Annotated in this window: 16 protein-coding genes and 1 rRNA gene; all 17 read left to right on the top strand. The window is 47.6% G+C overall.

The window, feature by feature from the left end; all coding sequences use genetic code 11:
• The first annotated feature begins 28 nt into the window (after positions 1 to 28).
• Positions 29 to 2,707: a translation initiation factor IF-2 gene (infB, locus tag MHN33_RS15755; RefSeq protein ID WP_239399167.1), complete on the top strand. Its 2,679-nt coding sequence runs from the start codon at positions 29 to 31 to the stop codon at positions 2,705 to 2,707.
• A gap of 115 nt (positions 2,708 to 2,822) precedes the next feature.
• Positions 2,823 to 3,233 carry a 30S ribosome-binding factor RbfA gene (rbfA, locus tag MHN33_RS15750; protein WP_125562458.1) on the top strand — a complete coding sequence of 137 codons (411 nt, stop codon included), beginning with the start codon at positions 2,823 to 2,825 and terminating at the stop codon, positions 3,231 to 3,233.
• A complete protein-coding gene (truB, locus tag MHN33_RS15745) occupies positions 3,233 to 4,168 on the top strand; it encodes a tRNA pseudouridine(55) synthase TruB (RefSeq protein ID WP_239399165.1) in 936 nt (311 codons plus the stop codon). Before rbfA ends, truB begins: the two co-directional genes overlap by 1 nt.
• Positions 4,169 to 4,273: 105 nt before the next feature.
• Positions 4,274 to 4,543 carry a 30S ribosomal protein S15 gene (gene rpsO / locus MHN33_RS15740; protein ID WP_010385052.1) on the top strand — a complete coding sequence of 90 codons (270 nt, stop codon included), beginning with the start codon at positions 4,274 to 4,276 and terminating at the stop codon, positions 4,541 to 4,543.
• A 272-nt stretch (positions 4,544 to 4,815) separates the two neighbouring features.
• Positions 4,816 to 6,930: a polyribonucleotide nucleotidyltransferase gene (gene pnp, locus MHN33_RS15735; RefSeq protein WP_054015305.1), complete on the top strand. Its 2,115-nt coding sequence runs from the start codon at positions 4,816 to 4,818 to the stop codon at positions 6,928 to 6,930.
• A 111-nt stretch (positions 6,931 to 7,041) separates the two neighbouring features.
• Complete coding sequence (gene nlpI, locus MHN33_RS15730) at positions 7,042 to 7,944, top strand: lipoprotein NlpI (RefSeq protein WP_239399164.1); 903 nt, start codon at positions 7,042 to 7,044, stop codon at positions 7,942 to 7,944.
• A gap of 4 nt (positions 7,945 to 7,948) precedes the next feature.
• Positions 7,949 to 9,121, top strand: coding sequence for a hypothetical protein (locus MHN33_RS15725; protein WP_239399162.1), 1,173 nt, complete (start codon positions 7,949 to 7,951; stop codon positions 9,119 to 9,121).
• A gap of 232 nt (positions 9,122 to 9,353) precedes the next feature.
• A complete protein-coding gene (locus MHN33_RS15720) occupies positions 9,354 to 12,146 on the top strand; it encodes a monovalent cation/H+ antiporter subunit A (protein ID WP_239399160.1) in 2,793 nt (930 codons plus the stop codon).
• Positions 12,146 to 12,520: a Na+/H+ antiporter subunit C gene (locus MHN33_RS15715; protein ID WP_239399158.1), complete on the top strand. Its 375-nt coding sequence runs from the start codon at positions 12,146 to 12,148 to the stop codon at positions 12,518 to 12,520. The genes MHN33_RS15720 and MHN33_RS15715 overlap by 1 nt, the downstream gene beginning before the upstream one ends.
• The gene (locus MHN33_RS15710; protein ID WP_239399156.1) at positions 12,517 to 14,028 is read left to right on the top strand and encodes a monovalent cation/H+ antiporter subunit D; all 1,512 of its coding nucleotides are present in this window, start codon (positions 12,517 to 12,519) and stop codon (positions 14,026 to 14,028) included. Before MHN33_RS15715 ends, MHN33_RS15710 begins: the two co-directional genes overlap by 4 nt.
• On the top strand, positions 14,029 to 14,565 hold the full coding sequence (locus MHN33_RS15705; RefSeq protein ID WP_239399154.1) for a Na+/H+ antiporter subunit E: 537 nt from the start codon (positions 14,029 to 14,031) through the stop codon (positions 14,563 to 14,565).
• On the top strand, positions 14,559 to 14,828 hold the full coding sequence (locus MHN33_RS15700) for a K+/H+ antiporter subunit F (RefSeq protein ID WP_010385043.1): 270 nt from the start codon (positions 14,559 to 14,561) through the stop codon (positions 14,826 to 14,828). Before MHN33_RS15705 ends, MHN33_RS15700 begins: the two co-directional genes overlap by 7 nt.
• Before the next feature lie 9 nt (positions 14,829 to 14,837).
• Complete coding sequence (locus MHN33_RS15695; protein WP_239399152.1) at positions 14,838 to 15,167, top strand: Na+/H+ antiporter subunit G; 330 nt, start codon at positions 14,838 to 14,840, stop codon at positions 15,165 to 15,167.
• Between the two features lie 275 nt (positions 15,168 to 15,442).
• Positions 15,443 to 17,557, top strand: coding sequence for a methyl-accepting chemotaxis protein (locus MHN33_RS15690; protein ID WP_239399151.1), 2,115 nt, complete (start codon positions 15,443 to 15,445; stop codon positions 17,555 to 17,557).
• Positions 17,558 to 17,681: 124 nt separating this feature from the next.
• Complete coding sequence (locus MHN33_RS15685) at positions 17,682 to 19,622, top strand: DNA topoisomerase III (protein ID WP_239399149.1); 1,941 nt, start codon at positions 17,682 to 17,684, stop codon at positions 19,620 to 19,622.
• A gap of 75 nt (positions 19,623 to 19,697) precedes the next feature.
• Complete coding sequence (locus MHN33_RS15680) at positions 19,698 to 20,555, top strand: tetratricopeptide repeat protein (protein ID WP_239399148.1); 858 nt, start codon at positions 19,698 to 19,700, stop codon at positions 20,553 to 20,555.
• 648 nt (positions 20,556 to 21,203) lie between these two features.
• Positions 21,204 to 21,319 (top strand): 16S ribosomal RNA (locus tag MHN33_RS15675); the annotation flags it as partial.

Below are 21,319 nucleotides of genomic sequence, written 5' to 3'. Positions count from 1 at the left end.
AGTTTATTAACGGGAGGTAACGCATAATATGGCAGAAGTGAGCATAGAGAAACTAGCCGAAAACATTGGTACAACTGTTGATAAATTACTCCAGCAGTTGGCAGATGCAGGGATCACCAAAGCCAATGGCGACCATGTTACTGAAAACGAGAAAGCACAATTGCTGGACCATTTGAGTAAACAACATGGCGGTACCGGTTCGGAAGGACCGGAGCGTATGACTTTGCAACGCAAGAGCAAAAGCACATTAAGTGTGACCGGCTCGCACGGCAAAGCAAAATCCGTTCAGGTTGAGGTACGTAAAAAGCGCACTTACGTTAAAAAGAGCGCAATCGAGCAGCAAAAAGAGCAGGAAAGACTCGCTGCAGAGGAAGCTGCGCGCAAAGAAGCAGAGTTGAAAGCTCAGCAAGAAGCTGAGCAAAAGGCCAAAGAAGAAGCCGAGCGTAAGGCACAAGAGGAAGCCGAGCGTAAGGCAAAAGAGGAAGCTGAGCGCAAGGCTAAAGATGAGGCAAAACGTACAGCGCAAGCTGAACGTCAAGCGAAAGAACAGCAGAGTGAAGAAGTGGATAGCGCCCAACAAGAGAAAGAGAAACTAGAAGCAGAGCGTCTGCGCAAAGAAGCAGAAGCGACTGCCCTAAAGAAAGCAGAAGAAGAAGCCAAGCGTAAAGCTGAAGAAGCAAAGCGTTTAGCAGAAGAGAATGAAGCCCGCTGGAAAGCTGAAGAAGAAGAGCGTGCACGTCGCGAAGCTTCTGCAGATCACCACCTTACGACGTCGACTTACGCGCGTGAAGCCGAAGACGAGTCAGATGCACAGGAAGAAAAGAGTGCACGTCGTAAGAAAAAGAAAAAGCCAGCTGAAAAAGTGGCTCAGCCAGTGCGTGGTAAAGGCAAAAAAGGCAAGCTTAAAGCACCTACCTCACTACAGCATGGCTTTAAGAAGCCAGTGAGTGAAGTGAAGCAGGAAGTACGCATCAGTGAGACCATCACAGTTGCTGAGCTGGCATCACGCATGGCAGTGAAAGGCGTTGAAGTGGTTAAAACCATGATGAAGATGGGTGAAATGGTTACCATTAACCAGGTCATCGATCAGGAAACTGCGCAAGTTGTGGCTGAAGAAATGGGTCACAAAGTTGTTCTGGTGAAAGAGAACGAACTGGAAGAAAAAGTACTGAGCGAGCGTAACGAAAGTGAAGCGCTTGAGCAACGTGCACCAGTTGTTACCGTTATGGGTCACGTTGACCACGGTAAAACATCAACACTGGATTACATCCGTAAAGCGAAGGTTGCAGCAGGCGAAGCCGGTGGTATTACTCAGCACATTGGTGCATACCACGTTGAAACCGAAGGCGGCATGATCACCTTCCTGGATACGCCGGGACACGCAGCGTTTACCTCAATGCGTGCTCGTGGTGCCAAAGCCACTGATATCGTAGTACTGGTTGTTGCGGCTGATGATGGTGTAATGCCACAGACTAAAGAAGCGGTACAACACGCCAAAGCGGCAGAAGTACCTCTGATCATCGCCGTTAACAAAATGGATAAAGAAGGCATTGACCCGGATCGTGTTAAAAACGAACTGGCTCAGCTGGACGTTATCCCTGAAGAATGGGGCGGTGATACGCAGTTCGTTCATATCTCAGCGAAAACTGGTCTGGGCATTGACGACCTGTTGGAAGCGATCCTGATGCAATCTGAGCTACTTGAGCTGAAAGCGGCACACAAAGGCATGGCGTCAGGTGTGGTGATCGAATCTCGTCTTGATAAAGGTCGCGGTCCGGTTGCAACTGTACTGGTTCAGTCTGGTGAGCTTAACCAGGGCGATATCGTACTGTGTGGTCTGGAATATGGCCGTGTTCGTGCAATGAAAGACGAAAACGGTAAAGACATCACGACAGCAGGTCCTTCAATTCCGGTTGAGATCCTGGGTATGTCGGGTGTACCAGCTGCGGGTGACGAAGCAACTGTTGTTAAAGACGAGCGTAAAGCCCGTGAAGTTGCACTATATCGTCAGGGTAAATTCCGTGATGTGAAACTGGCGCGTCAGCAAAAAGCGAAGCTTGAAAACATGTTTACCAACATGACTGAGGGCGATGTGTCAGAAGTGAACGTGGTACTGAAAGCAGACGTACAGGGTTCAATCGAAGCTATCTCTGATTCTTTGGTTAAGCTTTCTACAGACGAAGTTAAAGTGAAGATCGTTGGTAGCGGCGTAGGTGGTATCACTGAAACTGACGCAACGCTGGCTGCTGCGTCTAACGCTATCATCGTTGGCTTTAACGTGCGTGCTGATGCATCTGCACGTAAAGTGATTGAAGCTGAAAACCTGGACTTGCGTTACTACAGCGTAATCTACGACCTGATCGAAGAAGTGAAGCAGGCAATGTCGGGCATGCTGGCACCTGAATTCAAACAAGAGATCATTGGTCTGGCTGAAGTACGTGACGTGTTCAAGTCACCTAAGATCGGCTCTGTTGCAGGTTGTATGGTAACTGAAGGTGTGGTTAAACGTAGCGCACCTATCCGCGTACTGCGTGACAATGTTGTTATTTACGAAGGTGAGCTTGAATCACTACGCCGCTTTAAAGATGACGTGGCAGAAGTTCGTAACGGCATGGAGTGTGGTATCGGCGTTAAGAACTATAATGACGTTAAGGTCGGTGACCAAATCGAGGTATTCGAAACCGTTGAAGTACAACGTACGTTGTAATCCAATCGGGGTTAAACCTTGAAATGGGGGCGTCAGCCCCCATTTGTGTTTGTGTTTCCTCTAGTGGGCGAGTGTATGCATTGCCCGTTTTAATGATTAAATTGAAGTGGTGAAAATGAGAGAATTTTCTCGTACTGATCGTGTTGCACAACAGATCCAAAAAGAAATTGCCGTGATTTTACAGCGTGAGATTAAAGATCCACGTTTAGGCATGGTCACCGTATCAGCTGTAGAAGTATCGCGCGATCTGTCTTACGCCAAGGTCTTTATTACCGTACTTGGCGGTGACGATGACAAAACCAAAGAAAATCTGTCTATTTTAAATGAAGCGACAGGCTATATCCGTTCACTGCTGGGCAAACGGATCCGTGCGCGGATCATGCCGGAGCTGCGTTTTGTGCTGGATAACTCCCTGATGGAAGGCATGCGCATCTCTAACCTGGTTGATGAAGTGATCCGCAAAGACAATGAGAAGCGCGGTGACGAAGAACAGCCAGATACGAAAAGCGACGACGGAGAAGCCTGATGGCACGTCGTAGTAAAGGCCGTCCGATAGACGGGATCGTGCTGCTTAACAAGCCGCAGGGGATCTCCTCCAATAAAGCCCTGCAACAAGCCAAAGGCATCTACTTTGCACAAAAAGCGGGCCACACGGGGGCGCTCGATCCACTGGCAACGGGCATGCTGCCAATCTGCTTTGGTGAAGCGACTAAATTTACGCAGTTCCTGCTGGATACTGATAAAACTTATGTCGTCCGTGCCAAATTAGGCGAACGTACCACGACCTCGGATTCTGATGGCGAAGTGGTTGAAACACGGCCGGTGCAGATCACCCGCGCGCAACTGGAGCAGGACGTCGCCAGTTTCCTGGGAGAGTCAGATCAGTATCCGTCGATGTACTCGGCGCTAAAGTATCAGGGGCAACCTTTATACAAGTATGCCCGTGAAGGTATCGAGGTGCCGCGCAAGTGTCGTAAGATCACCGTCTATTCGATCAGCTTGGATGAATACGACGAGCAGGCGCAAGAGATCCAGATGACGGTGCATGTCTCCAAAGGGACTTACATTCGCACCATAGTGGATGACCTGGGCGAGAAGCTTGGTTGTGGTGCGCATGTCATTATGCTGCATCGCTCTGAAGTGGGCCATTACCCCAGTGATAAAATGATCACGCTGGAAGAGCTGGAAGAAAAACTTCAGCAGGCCAAAGCAGAAGATTTGCCGCCGTCGACTTACATTGATGCTTTGTTACTCCCGATGGACACAGCACTGGTTGATTTACCGGCGGTAGAGATCAGTGCCGAGCAGGGCGTGGCATTCAGCCATGGTCAGACCGTGGTGGTTGGTGAGCTGCCAGAGGGGGTACTGAAAGTCGTGGCTGATGGTCGTTTTGTCGGTATTGGTGAGCGCAACCAGCATGGCCATTTAAAGGCCAAGCGCGCCTTATCCAGCGCACAATAAAATTTTTTGTCAGCGGGGGGAATTGCTGATACAATGCCGCCCGCTTTGTCGCTTTGGCTGAATTAGTGATCGGCTGAAGCATTACTTAAACAATTGGAGTTTATTATGTCACTAAGCAATCAAGAAAAAGCAGAAATCGTAGCAAAATTCGCACGCGCAGAAGGCGACACTGGTTCTCCTGAAGTTCAGGTTGCACTGTTAACTGCTGATATCAACAAGCTACAAGGTCACTTCGCGAACCACAAGCATGACTTCCACTCACGTCGTGGTCTGCTACGTAAAGTAAGCCAGCGTCGTAACCTGCTTGACTACCTTAAAGGTAAGAGCGTAGAGCGTTACTCTGCACTAATCAAAGAGCTTGGCCTACGTCGCTAAGAATTTGATTATTTGTCGGATTTTTATCCGATAAGAAAAAAGGGGCTAAATCGCCCCTTTTTTTGTGGGTATATACTCAGTATACTTATGCCCGAACCACCATTCTGGCGGTTCAGCGCCAAGTCTGCAGCCAATTGTAGTGCTTAAGCGGATCATCTAGCTCTGTTTGGTTTAATCAGTTTTATCAAATAGTTATTAGCCTCATTAGTCCGCTTAAGACTGTAATTGGTCGTTGTTGGCGCTTATATGTTATTTTTGTAAGGAATATATTTGTGCAAGCAATTATTAAAGAATTCCAACTTGGTCAACACACAGTAACCCTGGAAACCGGCGCGATTGCGCGTCAGGCTGACGGTGCTGTACTGGCCAGTATTGGCGACACTTCTGTACTAGTCACTGTTGTAGGTAAGCGTGAAGCTGCACCTGGTCAGGACTTTTTCCCTCTGACAGTAAACTATCAGGAAAAAATGTATGCGGCAGGCCGTATCCCTGGTGGCTTCCTGAAGCGTGAAGGCCGTCCTTCAGACAATGAAACGCTGATTGCGCGTCTGATCGACCGTCCAATCCGTCCTCTGTTCCCGGACGGTTTTGTAAACGAAGTACAAGTTATCGCGACAGTGGTTTCTTCAAACCCTGAAATTCAGCCAGACATGGTTGCAATGATTGGTACTTCTGCGGCGCTGGCCATTTCTGGCGTGCCATTCAATGGTCCAATCGGCGCCGTGCGCGTTGGTTTCACTGATGGTCAGTACGTACTGAACCCGTCAGTGACAGAGCTTGAGCAAAGCAAGCTTGACCTGGTTGTTGCGGGTACCGAAGGTGCCGTACTGATGGTTGAGTCAGAAGCTGAAATTCTGACTGAAGAAGAAATGCTGGGCGCGGTTGTATATGGTCATGAGCAATCACAGGCTATCATCAAAGCTGTGAACGAGTTTGCTGCAGAAGCAGGCAAGCCGGCTTGGGACTGGACTGCACCAGAGAAAAACGTTGAGCTGTCTGACAAAATCGCAGCTATCGCTGAACAAAAAGTAGGTGACGCTTACCGCATCACTGATAAAGTTGCTCGTAAAGATGCACTAAGCGAAGCAAAAGCCGAAGTGGTTGAGAAGTTGACTGCTGAGCTGGCTGAAGGCGAAGCGCTGGACGAGCAGGAAGTGTCTAAGCTGTTCAGCTCACTTGAGAAGAAAATCGTACGTGGCCGTATCATCGCGGGTGAGAAGCGTATCGATGGCCGTGAACCAGATATGGTTCGTGCACTTGACGTGATGACGGGCGTATTGCCACGTACACACGGTTCAGCCATCTTCACGCGTGGTGAAACTCAGGCTTTGGTTACTGCTACCTTAGGTACAGAACGCGATTCACAAATGATGGACAACCTGATTGGCACGCAGAAGCATCACTTTATGCTGCACTACAACTTCCCTCCATTCTGTGTGGGTGAGACAGGTTTCATCGGTTCTCCTAAGCGTCGTGAAATTGGTCACGGTAACCTGGCTAAGCGCGGTGTACAAGCGGTTATGCCAACGCTTGAAGAATTCCCGTACTCTGTACGTGTGGTTTCTGAGATCACTGAATCAAACGGTTCGTCTTCAATGGCGTCTGTATGTGGTACGTCTCTGGCCCTGATGGACGCTGGTGTACCAATCAAGTCATCTGTTGCGGGTATCGCGATGGGTCTGGTTAAAGAAGGCGATGACTTTGTCGTACTTTCTGACATTCTGGGTGACGAAGACCACCTGGGTGACATGGACTTTAAAGTAGCGGGTAACAGCGCGGGTGTAACTGCACTTCAGATGGATATCAAGATCGAAGGTATCACGAAAGAAATCATGCAGATCGCACTGCGTCAGGCAAAAGCAGCACGTCTGCATATCCTGAGCGTGATGGACCAGGCAATCGCCAGCCCATCTCAGGATCTGTCTGAGTTCGCACCACGTATCTACACCATGAACATTCCACCTAAGAAAATTGCTGATGTCATCGGTAAAGGTGGCGCGGTGATCCGTCAGCTGACGGAAGAAACAGATACAACTATCGAAATCGAAGACGACGGTACCATTAAGATTGCTGCAACCAACGGCAACAGCGCGAAAGAAGCGATTGCTCGCATCGAAGCGCTGACTGCTGAGCTGGAAGTAGGCACTATCTACACAGGTAAAGTAAACCGCATCGTAGACTTTGGTGCATTTGTAAACGTACTGCCAGGTAAAGATGGTCTGGTACACATTTCACAGATCAGCAAAGAGCGTGTAAACAACGTGGCTGATCATCTGAGCGTTGGCCAGGAAGTGAAAGTAAAAGTACTGGAAGTAGACCGTCAGGGTCGTGTGCGTCTGAGCATTAAAGAAGCATTAGAGTCAGAAGCGGCACCTGCTGCTGAGTAAGATCTGACAAAGAAACAATGAGTTTCGATGAAAGGGGCTGAATGGCCCCTTTTTTTATGCTTTAATGATTGCTCGAACCGAGTAGCGACGAGCGGATCAAAAATTCGCACCATGCCCAAAAGGGGAAATAGATTGAGACTGTTATTATTACCTTTGCTATGTATGAGTTTGCTGGGATGTCAGTCAACTCAGCGAGCAGCGGATATCCCAAATGTAACCGTGCCTTTTGCCGTGCCTCTGGCGGCCAACTTTCGCAATGAAATCGCCATTGCCAGATACAGTGAGCTGTTACAAAACAAAACGTTAGACAATGAACAGCAGGCTCAGTTATTTTATAACCGCGGCATGCTATATGACAGTCTGGGGTTAACCACATTGGCACGGATAGACTTTAATCGTGCAGTTAAACTCAAACCAGACCTGGCGGAGGTTTACAATTTTCTGGGTATACATCATACATTGCGGCAGGAGTATGGCACGGCCTATGAGATGTTTGATGCAGTACTGGAACTGAATACAGACCATGAGTATGCGTACTTAAACCGAGGGATTGCGCTGTATTATGGCGAACGTCCTGCCCTGGCCGTCAGTGATTTTGAAACCTTTCTTGAGCGTTCTCCTCAGGACCCATATCGACTAATGTGGCTTTATCTGGCCGCATCAGAAATCGATCCGGTTGCGGCGAAAGCGGCCCTTAAGCAGCATAGCCAGGCGTTAAATAATGACGAGTGGGCGACGCAACTGGTACAGCTTTATCTGGGTGAACTGTCTCAACAAGCCTTTCTGGCTCAGGTTGGAGAGGGCGTTAAGTCACAGCAGGAATTTGCAGAGCGTCTGTGTGAGGCCTACTTTTATCTGGCTAAACGGTATCAAGCCCAGGGCAAGACAGCCAAAGCCATTGAGTATTTCAAACTGGCACTTGCAACCAATGTTTACGAATTCGTAGAGCATAAATATGCCCGGCTGGAGTTACAAATTATTGCCGATGAAATGAATCAGGCGGATGTAAGCTGAACTTATGTCTTTGCTGATGCTTCGCTATATGGTGTTGCTCGTTTGCTGCACCCTCGTAGCGAGCAGTACGTTCAACCCCTGGCAAACTCACTCTCCCAACGCACGCCTGGCACAGCTCTCTGTACTCAAACGCAGTCCGCACAGTTTTTACCTTGATGTCCAGCGCGCGAAATTACGTTTGCCAGAGTTACCCGACGACACCGTTTTAGCACTGCGCCAGCTGGGGCATCCTGAGGCGGCGTTTGAATGGGCGCTTCGACAAGCCAGGCATGGCGAACTTCACGCGGCACTGCTGTTGGCCAGTGCGCACTGGGAAACTGTCAGTCTGCAATCCCAGCGGCGTTTATTAGAATCACTTATCTTTGCAGAGGCACTGCCCGAAGTACAGCAGCTGGCTTCTCAATTTACATTGCCCCAACCTTATCGGACGCTGTCACGGATAATGCAGGGGGTGTCAGCCAGTGCACTGAGCAGCGCCGACCTACAGGCGCTGAACATAAAAACCGTTGATGAGATCAGCTGGGGGAGCGCGCAATGTGCCCGGCGGGTGGCCATGCTGAGTGATTCCTGGGCGGGTCTTAAAAAGCTGCAACAGTTGAAAACGCAGTACCTTGCTGCCCCTTTACCCTATTCGGGGAGTTATTGTTTTGCCGATCCTGTGTATTTGGGGACAGATTTACAATGCCGGTTAAAAGCACAGAAATTTGCCTATTGCGATCTGTCGATATTGCCCGGCAGAGCGAAGTGGTCTTCTGCTGATCATCTGGTGCTGATGACCGAGCACGGTGATGCCAATGTGAGTCGCGGCGTAATGACTTTGAGTTTGAGCAGTGACTATAAGGTGTTTATTCATGAGCTGATGCACTTCAGCGGTTTTGAAGATGAGTATGCCATTGGTAAAGCAAAGGCACACAGGTTATGTGCAACACCAGGGCATAAAGCACCCAATTTATACGTTGGCCATCAGCCGCCCGATGGCTGGTATCCCAGCCGCAGTTGCGAGGCTGGGCTGTTACCCGCCTTTAAGCCACAGCAAGCGATGTCTAACATGCAATACCAGAGCCTGGCATTGACCACACGTTACAAAGCGCTCTGGCTGTTGGCATTTCAACAACAGCGCAATAAACCCACAGACTTTCAGCAATTTATTCAGGTTAGATTAGCCGCAAATGGTTAAAAGCCGAGTTTATTTATGAATTTAATCTGAATTGTTTGTAAATGTTGGCTAAAATGGCAGCGTATAGAGCGCGAAAGTCTAGACAACTCAAATACTAATCAAGTATAACTGGTAAGCGTTATGTGTGATAAAAACGTGCGCAAAATAAATCAGATAGTCTACGCATAACACTAGCTACATACTGCGCACTGTTCCGTTTATTTACGGTTATTGAAGATAAAAGGTTTTCTTTATGACATTGCTTTGGATACCCTTGCTATCCTTATTAGGCAGTTTACTCTCATCATTAACAGGTAAACTATCCCGCAATCAATCGACTGCGGTGACTTTGCTTGCGCCCTCACTGGCACTTGCGTTGGCCTGCTATTTGGCACCCGATGTATTCGCCAATGAACAGCTGCGCACCACCATAGAGTGGATCCCGCTGTTGGGCTTGGAACTCTCATTCCGCTTAGATGGGTTATCACTTCTTTTCGTTTTCCTGATCCTGGGAATTGGCGTACTGGTGATCTTCTACGCGCGTTACTACCTCAGTAGTAACGACTCGATGCCTAAACTCTACGCATACTTAATGTTGTTTATGACCGCCATGCTGGGCATTGTGATGTCGAACAACGTATTGCAATTATGGCTGTTCTGGGAGTTAACCAGTATCAGCTCATTCTTGCTGATCAGCTACTGGTGGCATAAATCCGAAGCCCGTAAAGGGGCAAAAATGGCGCTGGCAATCACCGGTGGTGGTGGTCTGGCACTATTGGCCGGCTTGCTGCTGATAGGTGACATAGTTGGCAGTTATGACCTTGATATTATCCTGGCCAGTCGTGAGCTTATTCAGGCCCATGACTTGTATGAACTGGCGTTGATCCTGGTATTGCTGGGGGCGTTTACCAAATCTGCGCAATTCCCGTTCCACTTCTGGCTACCTCATGCCATGGCAGCACCTACACCTGTGAGTGCTTACTTACACTCAGCAACTATGGTTAAAGCAGGTATTTTCCTGCTAGCGCGTTTTTATCCTGCCCTGGCCGGGACGGAGATTTGGTTTATTCTGGTTGGCCTGACTGGCCTTGTGACTTTACTGGTCGGTGCTTACATCGCTTTGTTTAAGCATGATCTAAAAGGGCTGCTGGCATTCTCGACCATCAGTCACTTAGGCCTGATCACCTTGTTACTGGGGCTGGATACCGAGCTGGCTACGGTCGCAGCCATATTTCATATCATTAACCATGCGACTTTCAAGGCGTCGTTGTTTATGGCAACGGGTATCATAGATCATGAGACCGGTACGCGAGATATGCGTAAGCTCAATGGCATGTGGCGATTTATGCCATACACTGCAACACTGGCAATGGTGGCAGCAGCATCGATGGCTGGTGTGCCTCTGTTGAACGGCTTTTTGTCGAAAGAAATGTTCTTTGCTGAAACCTTGCACCAGCAGTTGCTTGGCTCAATGTCCTGGCTGATCCCGATTTTGGCAACCATTGCAGCTGCTTTTTCTGTGGCATACTCGGCACGTTTCATCCACGACGTGTTCTTTAACGGGGAACCGGTGGGTCTGCCTAAGGAACCGCACGAGGCGCCACGTTACATGCGTGTGCCTATCGAAATTCTGGTCGCACTGTGTCTGATTGTGGGCATGTTTCCGGGCTTTATCGTTAGCGACATCCTGAATGTGGCATCTGCTGCTGTTTTAGGTGGCGAACCGCCGCAGTTTAAAATTGCAATCTGGCATGGTTTCAATCTGCCCCTGCTAATGAGTGGTATAGCGGTGTGTGGTGGTTTACTAATTTACACACAGCGCCGTTACTTATTTGCATTCCAGGCTTCGTTGCCGCCTATCAATGCGAAGAAAGGCTTCGAACATACCATGTATAAAGTGGTGAGCTGGAGCCGGGCCCGTATTGATGCGATTGAGAATGGCTCACTGCAGCGCTATCTGATGCTGATGCTGATGGTGGTGCTGCTGAGTGCAGGCTGGCCGCTGTTCGAAATGAGTCAGCTGGTTGGTGAAAATAAACCCACGCCAATTGATGTGCATAACGCAATTGGTGCTGGTCTATTGATGATTGGTGCAATTGGTACTGTGATCTGGCACCGCACTCGTATGGTTGCTTTGTTGATGATTTCGGTTGTGGGCCTGATGGTCGCTGTGGCGTTCACCCGCTTCTCAGCGCCGGATCTGGCACTCACTCAGCTAACCGTAGAAGTAGTGACTATTATTCTGTTGATGCTGGCGCTGTTTTTCTTACCACAGCGAACACCTAAAGAGAGCAGTTCGATACGCGTGTTGCGCGATATAGGTATTGCGTCTGCGATTGGTGTAATAGTAGGTAGTATTTGCTATGCCTTAATCACACGTCCTTTAAGTTCAATCTCTGACTTCTTCCTTGCTAATGCAAAGACGGGCGGCGGCGGTACCAACGTGGTGAACGTCATCCTGGTTGACTTCCGTGGCTTTGACACTTTAGGTGAGATCACCGTATTAGGTATTGCTGCGCTGGGTATTTATAAACTGCTTATTAATTTGCCTCTGTTTATGCCGGGAAGTGACTCAGAAGGTCGTCCCTGGGCGAAAGAACGTTACCCTATTCTATTGGCGTCTATCTCACAGAGCTTGTTACCGCTTGCATTACTGGTGTCGGTCTACATCTTCCTGCGTGGTCATAACCTGCCCGGTGGTGGTTTTATTGCGGGTCTGGTTACCGCGATAGCCTTTATCTTGCAGTATATTGCGCACGGATCGAACTGGATCTCAGAGCGCTTTACGCTTAACTATCGAAAGATCATTGCCTCGGGCATTGCCATCGCCATGATTTCAGGCTTAGGCAGTTGGGCATTTGACCGGCCGTTCCTGACCAGCTGGTTTGATTACTTTGATTTACCTGTGATTGGTGAGATTGAACTTGCCAGCGCACTGGTATTTGACTTGGGTGTGTATATTACCGTTGTTGGCGCGACTTTAATGATCCTGGCAAGCCTGGGTAAGTTGACTGCCAATGCACCTAAAGAAGAGGTAAATATTTAATGGAGCTATTGTATTCATCCTGCGTGGGCCTGTTAGTGGCCTGTGGTGTGTTCCTGATTCTACGGGCCCGCACTTTTCCGGTAGTACTGGGGCTTACGATGCTGTCTTATGCAGTAAACTTGTTTTTGTTTGCGTCTGGCAGATTAACCATGAACAAAGCGGCGGTTTTGGGGTACAGCGACGGGTACGCCGATCCTTTACCTCAGGCGTTGGTGTTGACTGCGATAGTCATCGGCTTTGCAATGACGGCGTTTGTGGTCATTCTGGCTATTCGCGGTCGTGCAGACCTGGGCAATGATCATGTTAATGGCAGTGAAGTATCTACAGCTTCACGTACTGTTGGCTCTCAGCGTAAGGAGCAAGGTAAAGCATGACGCAGCATTTAACTTCCTTGCCAGTATTGTTGCCAATGCTGGCCGCTATTTTTATGTTAATGCCGCCTTGTGGCAAGAACCTCAGAGCGCGTCGTATTGTCTCGGTAGGGATGGGCGTGATCACGACAATGGCATCGGCAATTTTGCTGTTGATGACGCAAGAACATGGTACTTCGGTTTACGCCATCGGTAACTGGTCAGCGCCATTTGGCATCGTGTTAATAGCCGATCCTCTCTCGGCGCTGCTGGTCACTTTAACATCGTTTCTGGGCCTGGTATGCGGTCTTTATAGCTGTGCCGGCGATGATGAGCGCGGCAGCTTTTTTCATCCGCTGTTACACTTCCTGATCCTTGGGGTTAACGGTGCGTTCCTGACGGGAGATGCATTTAACCTGTTTGTATTCTTCGAAGTCTTGTTAATTGCGTCATATTCTTTGTTGATGCACGGTGGTGATAAGCGTAATACCCGGGCAGCCTTACAGTATGTGATTCTGAACCTGGTTGGCTCATCGGTTTTCCTGATTGCTTTGGGAATACTGTACGGCACCTTAGGTACACTGAATATGGCCGATATGGCACAAAAAGTAACGTTACTGCAAGGTGACGACGTATACCTGGCTAAAATAGGTGGGTTGCTGCTGTTGGTTGTATTTGCCCTCAAGGGGGCGTTGTTGCCCCTTCATTTGTGGTTGCCCAACACCTATTCGACGGCGATGCCGGTGGTGGCTGCGTTGTTTGCCATTATGACTAAAGTGGGCGTGTATTCCATGATGCGCGTGTATACGCTGATCTTCGGAGAAGAAGCGGGTGAGTTGAGCCACATGGCACAAAACTGGCTCTGGTGGCTGGCTATAGCAACCATTGTGATGGGGGCTATAGGTGTTCTTGCGAGTCAGGACTTAAGAAAAATGGTTGCAAATCTCGTGGTGGTATCCGTTGGTACGCTCGTTGCTCTGGTTGCTGTTCAGACTGTACAAAGTAGCGCGGCGGCAGTTTATTATCTGGTGCATTCTACACTCGTTAGTGCCGCTTTGTTTCTGTTAGCAGATCTGATCGCCCGACAGAGGGGGAAGGTCGCCGACAGGATCACCGCAGGTCGCCCGGTTGCACAACCTTTACTTCTTGGTGGCGCATTTTTGATTGCAGCGGTCGCGGTGATTGGTATGCCGCCCTTATCCGGATTCGTGGGCAAGGTTTGGATCCTAAGATCGACCCTGGACACACCCTACGGGAACTGGTTTTGGCTGGTTTATTTGGTAGCGAGTCTGGCAATTTTGGTATCGGTTTCTAAAGCGGGTAGTACCGTGTTCTGGCATCACACCGGTAAAAGTGAGAGTGAACAGGAGCGCGCCCATCCCGCTCAGATCTGTGCCGTGCTATTGTTGGTAATGTGCGCGCCATTGATGGTGATTTTTGCAGGTCCTCTGAGTGAATATGCACTGCTTGCAGCGCAGGAGTTACACGATTTCACTGGATTACTGCAGGACGTGTTGGGAGGAGTAAACTAAATGCGTTTGGAAGCAAAATATAGATGGTTGCCGACACCGTTTCGCAGCCTGATGTTGTTCATCGTTTGGTTGCTGCTGAATAACAGCGTGGCACCGGGACATTTGATTCTGGCAGCAATTTTGGCTGTGGCCATTCCCCTTGCGACCTTCCCGTTTCGCACTAAACAGCCCTTGGTATTGAGACCAGGCAAGGCATTGCAGTACTTGTTGCTTGTTCTGTACGATATTTTGATGGCAAACATTGAAGTCGCAATTAAAATTCTGGGACCTACACGAAAACTGAAGCCCGCGTTTGTTAAAGTTCCGATAGATTTAGCACAGTCTATGCCGATCACTATTTTGGCCAGTACAGTGTCGCTGACGCCGGGTACAGTGAGTGCTGAGGTTTATCCCTGGCCGGAAGATATGACGGATGGCACTGAACCGCAACAACGCTACTTATTGATCCATGTACTCGATCTGGACGACGAAGCGGCCTTGATCGACACGATCAAAACACGCTATGAAAAACCCATAAAGGAGATCTTTGCATGTTAGAGACGGTGATTTTGATTGTCTTTGCGATGATCGGTGTATCTTTGCTGCTTAACTTGTGGCGACTGGTCGTTGGGCCATCTATTCCGGATCGTATTCTGGCACTAGATACCATGTATATTAATACCATTGCCCTGATAGTGCTGTATGGCATGAATATGGGCACTTCATTGTATTTTGAGGCTGCACTTTTGATTGCCTTACTTGGCTTTGTCAGCACAGTTGCAGTATGTAAATATCTGTTGCGCGGCGATATCATTGAATAAGGGGATCGAATGATGGAGTGGGTTATTTCATTTTTATTATTGTTAGGCGGCAGCCTGGTTTTGGTCGGCTCTATTGGCTTGGTCAAAATGCCTGATTTTTTTATGCGCCTGCATGGGCCTACCAAAGCAACAACACTCGGTATGGCCTGTTTGCTGTTTGCTGCAATGGCATATTATGGCATTTTTGGTGAAGGTGTGAGTGTGAAAGAAATCCTTATTTCTATGTTTTTGCTCATTACCGCGCCAATCAGTGGCTATATGTTGATCAAGTCTGCGATTCATCACAGGCTAGACAGCATTGAGTCTACTCGTGGCAAAGATAAGATTGAGGAAGACTAAACCTCACTTTGACAGTGAGTCGCTGTGATGCTTATGCAGCGACTCTTTTCACACCAATCACACACTCTTAAAGCCTTAAGTTTACCGTCTCTAGTTTACCGTCTCTTTTAAGGTCGCTCGCAATCAGTTCAATTAATGTACTGTCATTATTCAATGTAAAAAAAATCTCGGAATAGTGTAGTCATAATTACTTAAAGCTGTCATTTTAGAATACGCAAGAAAGCGAAACTTTTGCTAAAGTTATCTCAATAAACAACCATTTGTGAGTGTTTTATATGCAGCATATGTCCATCAAGAAAAAGCTTATCCTGTTTGTGATCACGCTGGTTACTGCCCTTGTTGCTTTACTAGTAACAACCATGTGGATGAACCTGCAAAAAGAGAACAAGGCGCAGAGTTCACAACTCAGAGAACTGGTTTATCAGGAGATCAGAACAGGGTTAACAGCCCAGGGACAATACTATGCACAACAGGTCGCCGAGTTTATCAACTCGGCTTACCGCGTACCTTACACATTAGCAGGGGCTCTTAAAGAAACCTCTGTAAGTGAACCACTAGCACGCACTCAGGTGCAAGACCTCGTTGCCGGCGCATTGAAACAAAATCGCTTTGTATCTTCAATGTATGCTCAGTTTGAACCTGATGGCTATGACCGACAAGATCGGACTTATTCGGCCGGGGCTAGTCACTCAGCACCAGGCGATGGCACGCTGGAGCTATACTTCACACGAGACGCAAGCGGGATCACTCAGCATCAAATCGAGTCGGCAGCTGATAAATATTTAGATAAACTCAATGAGTTTGGGCTTCGCGAAGCCGAATGGTACCTATGCGCGCACGACAACGTTGCGCCCTGCATTATGGAACCTTATCTGTACGAAATTTCTCCTGGTAATAAAATGTTGATGACGTCGTTGACGGTACCGGTTGACGTTAACGGCCGGTTCCAGGGGCTGGTAGGGGTCGATGTGAATTTACCCGTGTTCCAAAAGTTGGTTGATGAATTATCAGAATCACTGTATCAGGGACAGGCGAAAGTGACTTTGCTCAGCAAATTGGGGCTGGTTGTTGGTGCCAGTCATTACGATAACCTTGCCAGGCCTCTGAAAGAATCTGTTAGTCCAGATTTAGCTGATAAGTTAATGAATTTGCATCAAAGAGGCGGGTTTAGTGAGATGGGGGATATGCTTGCTATTGCCGTACCCATTGAAATCAAACTTGCCAACACAACCTGGTCTTTGGTTATTGAGCTTCCTAAGGAGGTGGCGCTGGCCTCCGTTACTCAGATAGAGCAACAAATAGAAGAATCAACCAACTCACTTGGACGCTGGATGCTGTTTTTAGGGACTGTCGTCGCAGCTGTGGCACTGGGCCTTGCACTTGTGCTTATAAATACCATTATTGGGCCATTAACATATATTGAGGAGCGCGTAGACAGTTTGGCTAGCAGTGAAGGAGACCTGACTCATAAGCTTGAGGTGAGTCATCATGCTGAGCTGATCTCCCTGGCCGATGGCTTCAACCGCTTCACTGATAAATTAAGAAGTATGATCATCGACCTCAAAGAGTTGGCCGAGGAGTCATATACCCAATCTCACAAGACCACAGAAGCTGCCATCAATATAAAGAACAAGGTATCTAACCAGCATCTTGAAATCGATAGCGTTGTGACTGCGATTAATGAGTTAAGCGCAACCGCAACGGAAGTAGCCAGGGCGTCGGAGAAAGCCGCTTCAAGTACAAATCATGCTGTCGAAACAGTGCAGAGTAGTGAAAGCAGTATCGTCAGAACGACTGAGACCGTTCAGGAAATCGCCGAGCAGGTGCTGGAAGCGAAAAATGCGTTTAGTAAAGTCTCTGAACGAAGCGGGGACATTTCTAAAATTCTGGATGTCATCCGCGCAATAGCTGAACAAACCAATTTACTGGCGCTTAATGCAGCAATAGAGGCCGCCCGGGCTGGCGAGCAAGGGAGGGGATTTGCGGTGGTCGCCGACGAAGTAAGGGCATTGGCGTCAAAAACACAAGCTTCAACGGATGACATTAGCAAGCTGATAGACAACCTTCAGAGTGAAGTAAGCGGTTCGGAGCAGATTATAGAAAGGACGGTTAGTCGGGGTGAACAAGCGGTTTCATACTGCCAGGAGTCTGCACAGCTGATGGGGAGCTTAGTAGGTGAGTTGAGTAGTATCTCAAACGAAGTCACGCAGATCGCGACGGCAGCAGAAGAGCAGAGTATGGTGACTGAAGAAATTAGCACCAACACGACGGGTATTTCTGATGCGGCAGCTGAGCTGTCTGGTTTTGCCGATGAGGTAGAGCAAGCGGCGAGTGCACTGACCTATATAGTGGAACAAAAACATAAGCAGTTAAACTTACTTAAAACCTAAGCCTCGTCCTATGGCTCAGTGTCCGATATGGTAACGCCGTCGGATATGATTATTGGGTCAACTCTGGCAATTGCTGTCAGAGTTGACTATCATAACTGTAAATACATACAGTCTTTTTTGAATAATGAAACTTTATATTGCCGAAAAACCCTCTCTGGGTAGAGCCATTGCAGATGTATTGCCTAAACCACATAAAAAGCATGATGGCTATATTGAAGTAGCCAATGGAGATTGTGTTACCTGGTGTATTGGCCACTTGCTGGAGCAGGCTGCCCCTGAAGACTACGATCCTAAATACAAAAAATGGCAAATGGTGCATTTACCCATTATCCCGGAGCATTGGCAGTTCAAAGCGAAACCGAAAACCAAGAAGCAACTCAGTATTGTAAAAAGGCTGGTCAAGCAAGCTGAATGCCTTGTTCACGCGGGTGATCCAGACAGAGAAGGCCAGTTACTGGTTGATGAGGTATTGCAGGAAGCAAAGCCTTCGACATCTAAAAAGCAAGCCACTCAGCGGCTACTGATCAGTGATTTAAATCCATCAGCAGTAAAAAAAGCATTAAATCAAATGCGTACGAATCAGGAGTTTGTGCCGTTAAGTGTGTCAGCTTTGGCAAGAGCAAGGGCAGACTGGCTGTATGGTATGAACCTGACCAGGGCGTATACCTTGGTTGGACAAAAAGCTGGGTTTCAAGGTGTGCTGTCTGTTGGCAGAGTACAAACGCCAGTCCTTGGACTGGTTGTCAGACGGGACTTGGAAATAGCAAATTTTGTTTCTAAACCTTTTTTTGAGGTACAAGCCCAGGTAAGAAAAAGCGACGGGGCAGAGTTTAGTGCTAAGTGGCAACCTAGCGAGGCGTGTCTGCCATATATGGATGAGGAAGGCAGGGTGCTAGTTAAAAAATTGGCCGAAAATGTCGCATCAAGGATCCAGGGGCAGGACGCTCAGGTCAAAAAAATTGAAGCCAAACCCAAGAAGCACAACCCGCCTTTACCTTATAACTTATCGGCACTGCAAATCGATGCCAACAAACGGTTTGGTATGTCAGCAAAACATGTATTGGATGTTTGTCAGGCACTTTATGAAAGACATAAACTGATCACTTATCCCCGATCGGATAATCGCTACCTGCCGAAGGGGCACTTTGCTGAGTCTAAGCAGGTGTTAGATGCAGCATTAAATAATCTGGGGCTGGAAGAAGACAAAGTTGCTGGTGCAGATCTGAGCTTGAAAAGTAAATGCTGGAATGATGCAAAAGTTGAGGCACACCATGCGATTATCCCGACAGCAAAGAAGCTAAAAACGGCCCAGTTAGGGCAGCACGAGCAGCAAGTCTACCAGCTCATTTGCACTCAGTATCTGGCGCAGTTTTATCCTGCCTACAGGTATACTGAAACCAAAGTGGAATTAGAAATTGCAGGTGGGGTGTTTGTCGCCAAGGCTGAGCAGATCATCGACCTCGGTTTTAAATGCTTATATAAAGTTGAAGAAAAGAAGCAAGATATTTTGCCTCAGCTGGACATTGACGAGTTACTTCACTGCTTTAAAGGAGAAGTCATCGAGAAACATACGCAACCTCCCAACCATTTCACAGAAGCAACGTTATTAAGTGCCATGACAGGCATAGCCAGATTTGTGTCGAACGCAGACATTAAGAAAGTGTTGAAAGAGACCGATGGACTGGGCACTGAGGCAACCAGAGCCGGAATTATCGATTTATTGTTTAAAAGGGGCTTCTTGCAACGCAATGGCAAAAGCATCAAATCAACAGAATTAGGTATAGCGCTTGTTAAGACGCTTCCAGAGGATCTGTCTTTGCCAGACAGAACGGCATTGTGGGAGTCTCAACTGGCCAGGATTGCAATGAAAGAGCAACTCTATCAGACATTTATGCATCCTCTTGAAAAGGAAATAGCAGATATTATTGAACGAGCAAACATGAGCGACAGTTCCATGTTTAGTGGCCTGAAAAGTGGTAAATCCGGTTCGAGAGCTTCATTTTCTAAGAAAAGAACTAGAAAACGTACGACGACTAAAACGGGTCGTCGAAAGTCAGCTGCCTAATCGGATTTTATATTTGCCTTGTAATTGGTATGGATGTCACCATATAGATAGTCAAATATCACAGCTGGTTTGAACATGGAAAATAAAATCTCACTTACGCCGGAAAACATTCAACAAGTGTTGGCATCTTCGGATCCTGAAAAGCTCATATTAATGACGTTTTTTAGTGCTCAGGAGCCAAACTGTATTGCACAAGCTGATATTCTTGATGCGCTTGCTCAGCAATATCCAAATAATATAGTGGTCGCTACGGTCGATTGTGATCAACAGCAAATGCTTGCTTCTCAGTTGGCACAACAAGTGGGCCTTCAGGCACTGCCAACTTTAGTTGTTCTGAAAGGGGGTACACCTGTAGATGTCCTTCCTGGTGCGAAAACGCAAGAAGAGATTTCCAAAGCATTATCGGAGCACCTGCCTTCGCCTGAACTGATTTTACTTGATCAGGCAAAGCAAGCGCTTGCAAACGGCGACCTGAATGATGCCTTTGCACTGGCAAAGCAGGCTTATGGTGTCGCAAAAGATAACCCGAGGGTTGTGCTTGTGTTTGCAGATATTTGTATTCAGATACAAAAAGTAGAAGAAGCGGAGGCGCTTTTAGCGTCTGTGGCGGTAGAAGCACAGGATGCCTACTTCACCAATTTAAGGTCAAAGCTGGAACAGGCAAAAGAAGCTCAGGAGTCTCCTGAGCTCAAGCGTCTTGTGGCTGAAGCAGAATCTTCACCGGATGATTTATCCATATTATGTCAACTGGCTCAGGCTCAGGTCGATGCTGGAAAGAAAGCTGATGCATTGGAAAGCCTGATATCTGTGCTAAGAAAAGACATGAATTTTGGAGAAGCCAAAAAAGGCTACCTTGATATCATTACCTCTTTACCCGAGGGCGATGAAATTGCAGCTCGCTACCGACGAAAACTCTACAGTCTATTGTACTAATTATTCTCTCTATTAAAAATGGCGCAAAAAAGCGCCATTTTTTCTTGCGTCTCTTCTGAAATGTACAATACTTAGATCCCTATCAGTTAAATTGTGTCAAATCGGTGAATTTTTGATGACAAAATAGGGCTTTTTGCCGTGTTCTGTATGTTAATTGGTCTAAAGGGTGGTTTTTCTCACTTTTCTTCAAAAAAGGGGTTGCGCTGGGTTTCGATTTCCCTATAATGCGCATCCACCGACACGGGGCACAACGCTGGAAAGCAAGGCACCAAGTGACGGGAAAGCCAAACGGAAAGCTTAATTAAGAAAAATTAAATTTTCTAGTTGACTTTAAAAGTGAAGCGGTTAACATGGCGCTCCACTTCGCAGCAAGACTGCGGTAACTAACCAGGGTTAGTTACTTTGTTCTTTAAAAATATGAAGCAATCATCTGTGTGGGCACTCGTACAGATTGAGTTCTAACAGCGGATTTCAGTTTTACTGAATGATGCACAAAAATTTAGAGTCTCAATGTTTTTTCCTTAAATGGAAAGTGAGTGACCAACAGAATAAACATAGTTTATTCAGCACAGTCAATTCGATACCGAAAGGTATCAAAATCAGAATTCATTGAGCATGGTTTGAAGTTTACTTCAAACAAAAAACTTTTAATTGAAGAGTTTGATCATGGCTCAGATTGAACGCTGGCGGCAGGCCTAACACATGCAAGTCGAGCGGTAACATTTCTAGCTTGCTAGAAGATGACGAGCGGCGGACGGGTGAGT

Origin of the sequence: Pseudoalteromonas sp. OOF1S-7 (assembly GCF_022347765.1) — a bacterium.
GTDB lineage: Bacteria > Pseudomonadota > Gammaproteobacteria > Enterobacterales > Alteromonadaceae > Pseudoalteromonas.
This window is presented reverse-complemented; position numbering and strand designations above follow the sequence as displayed.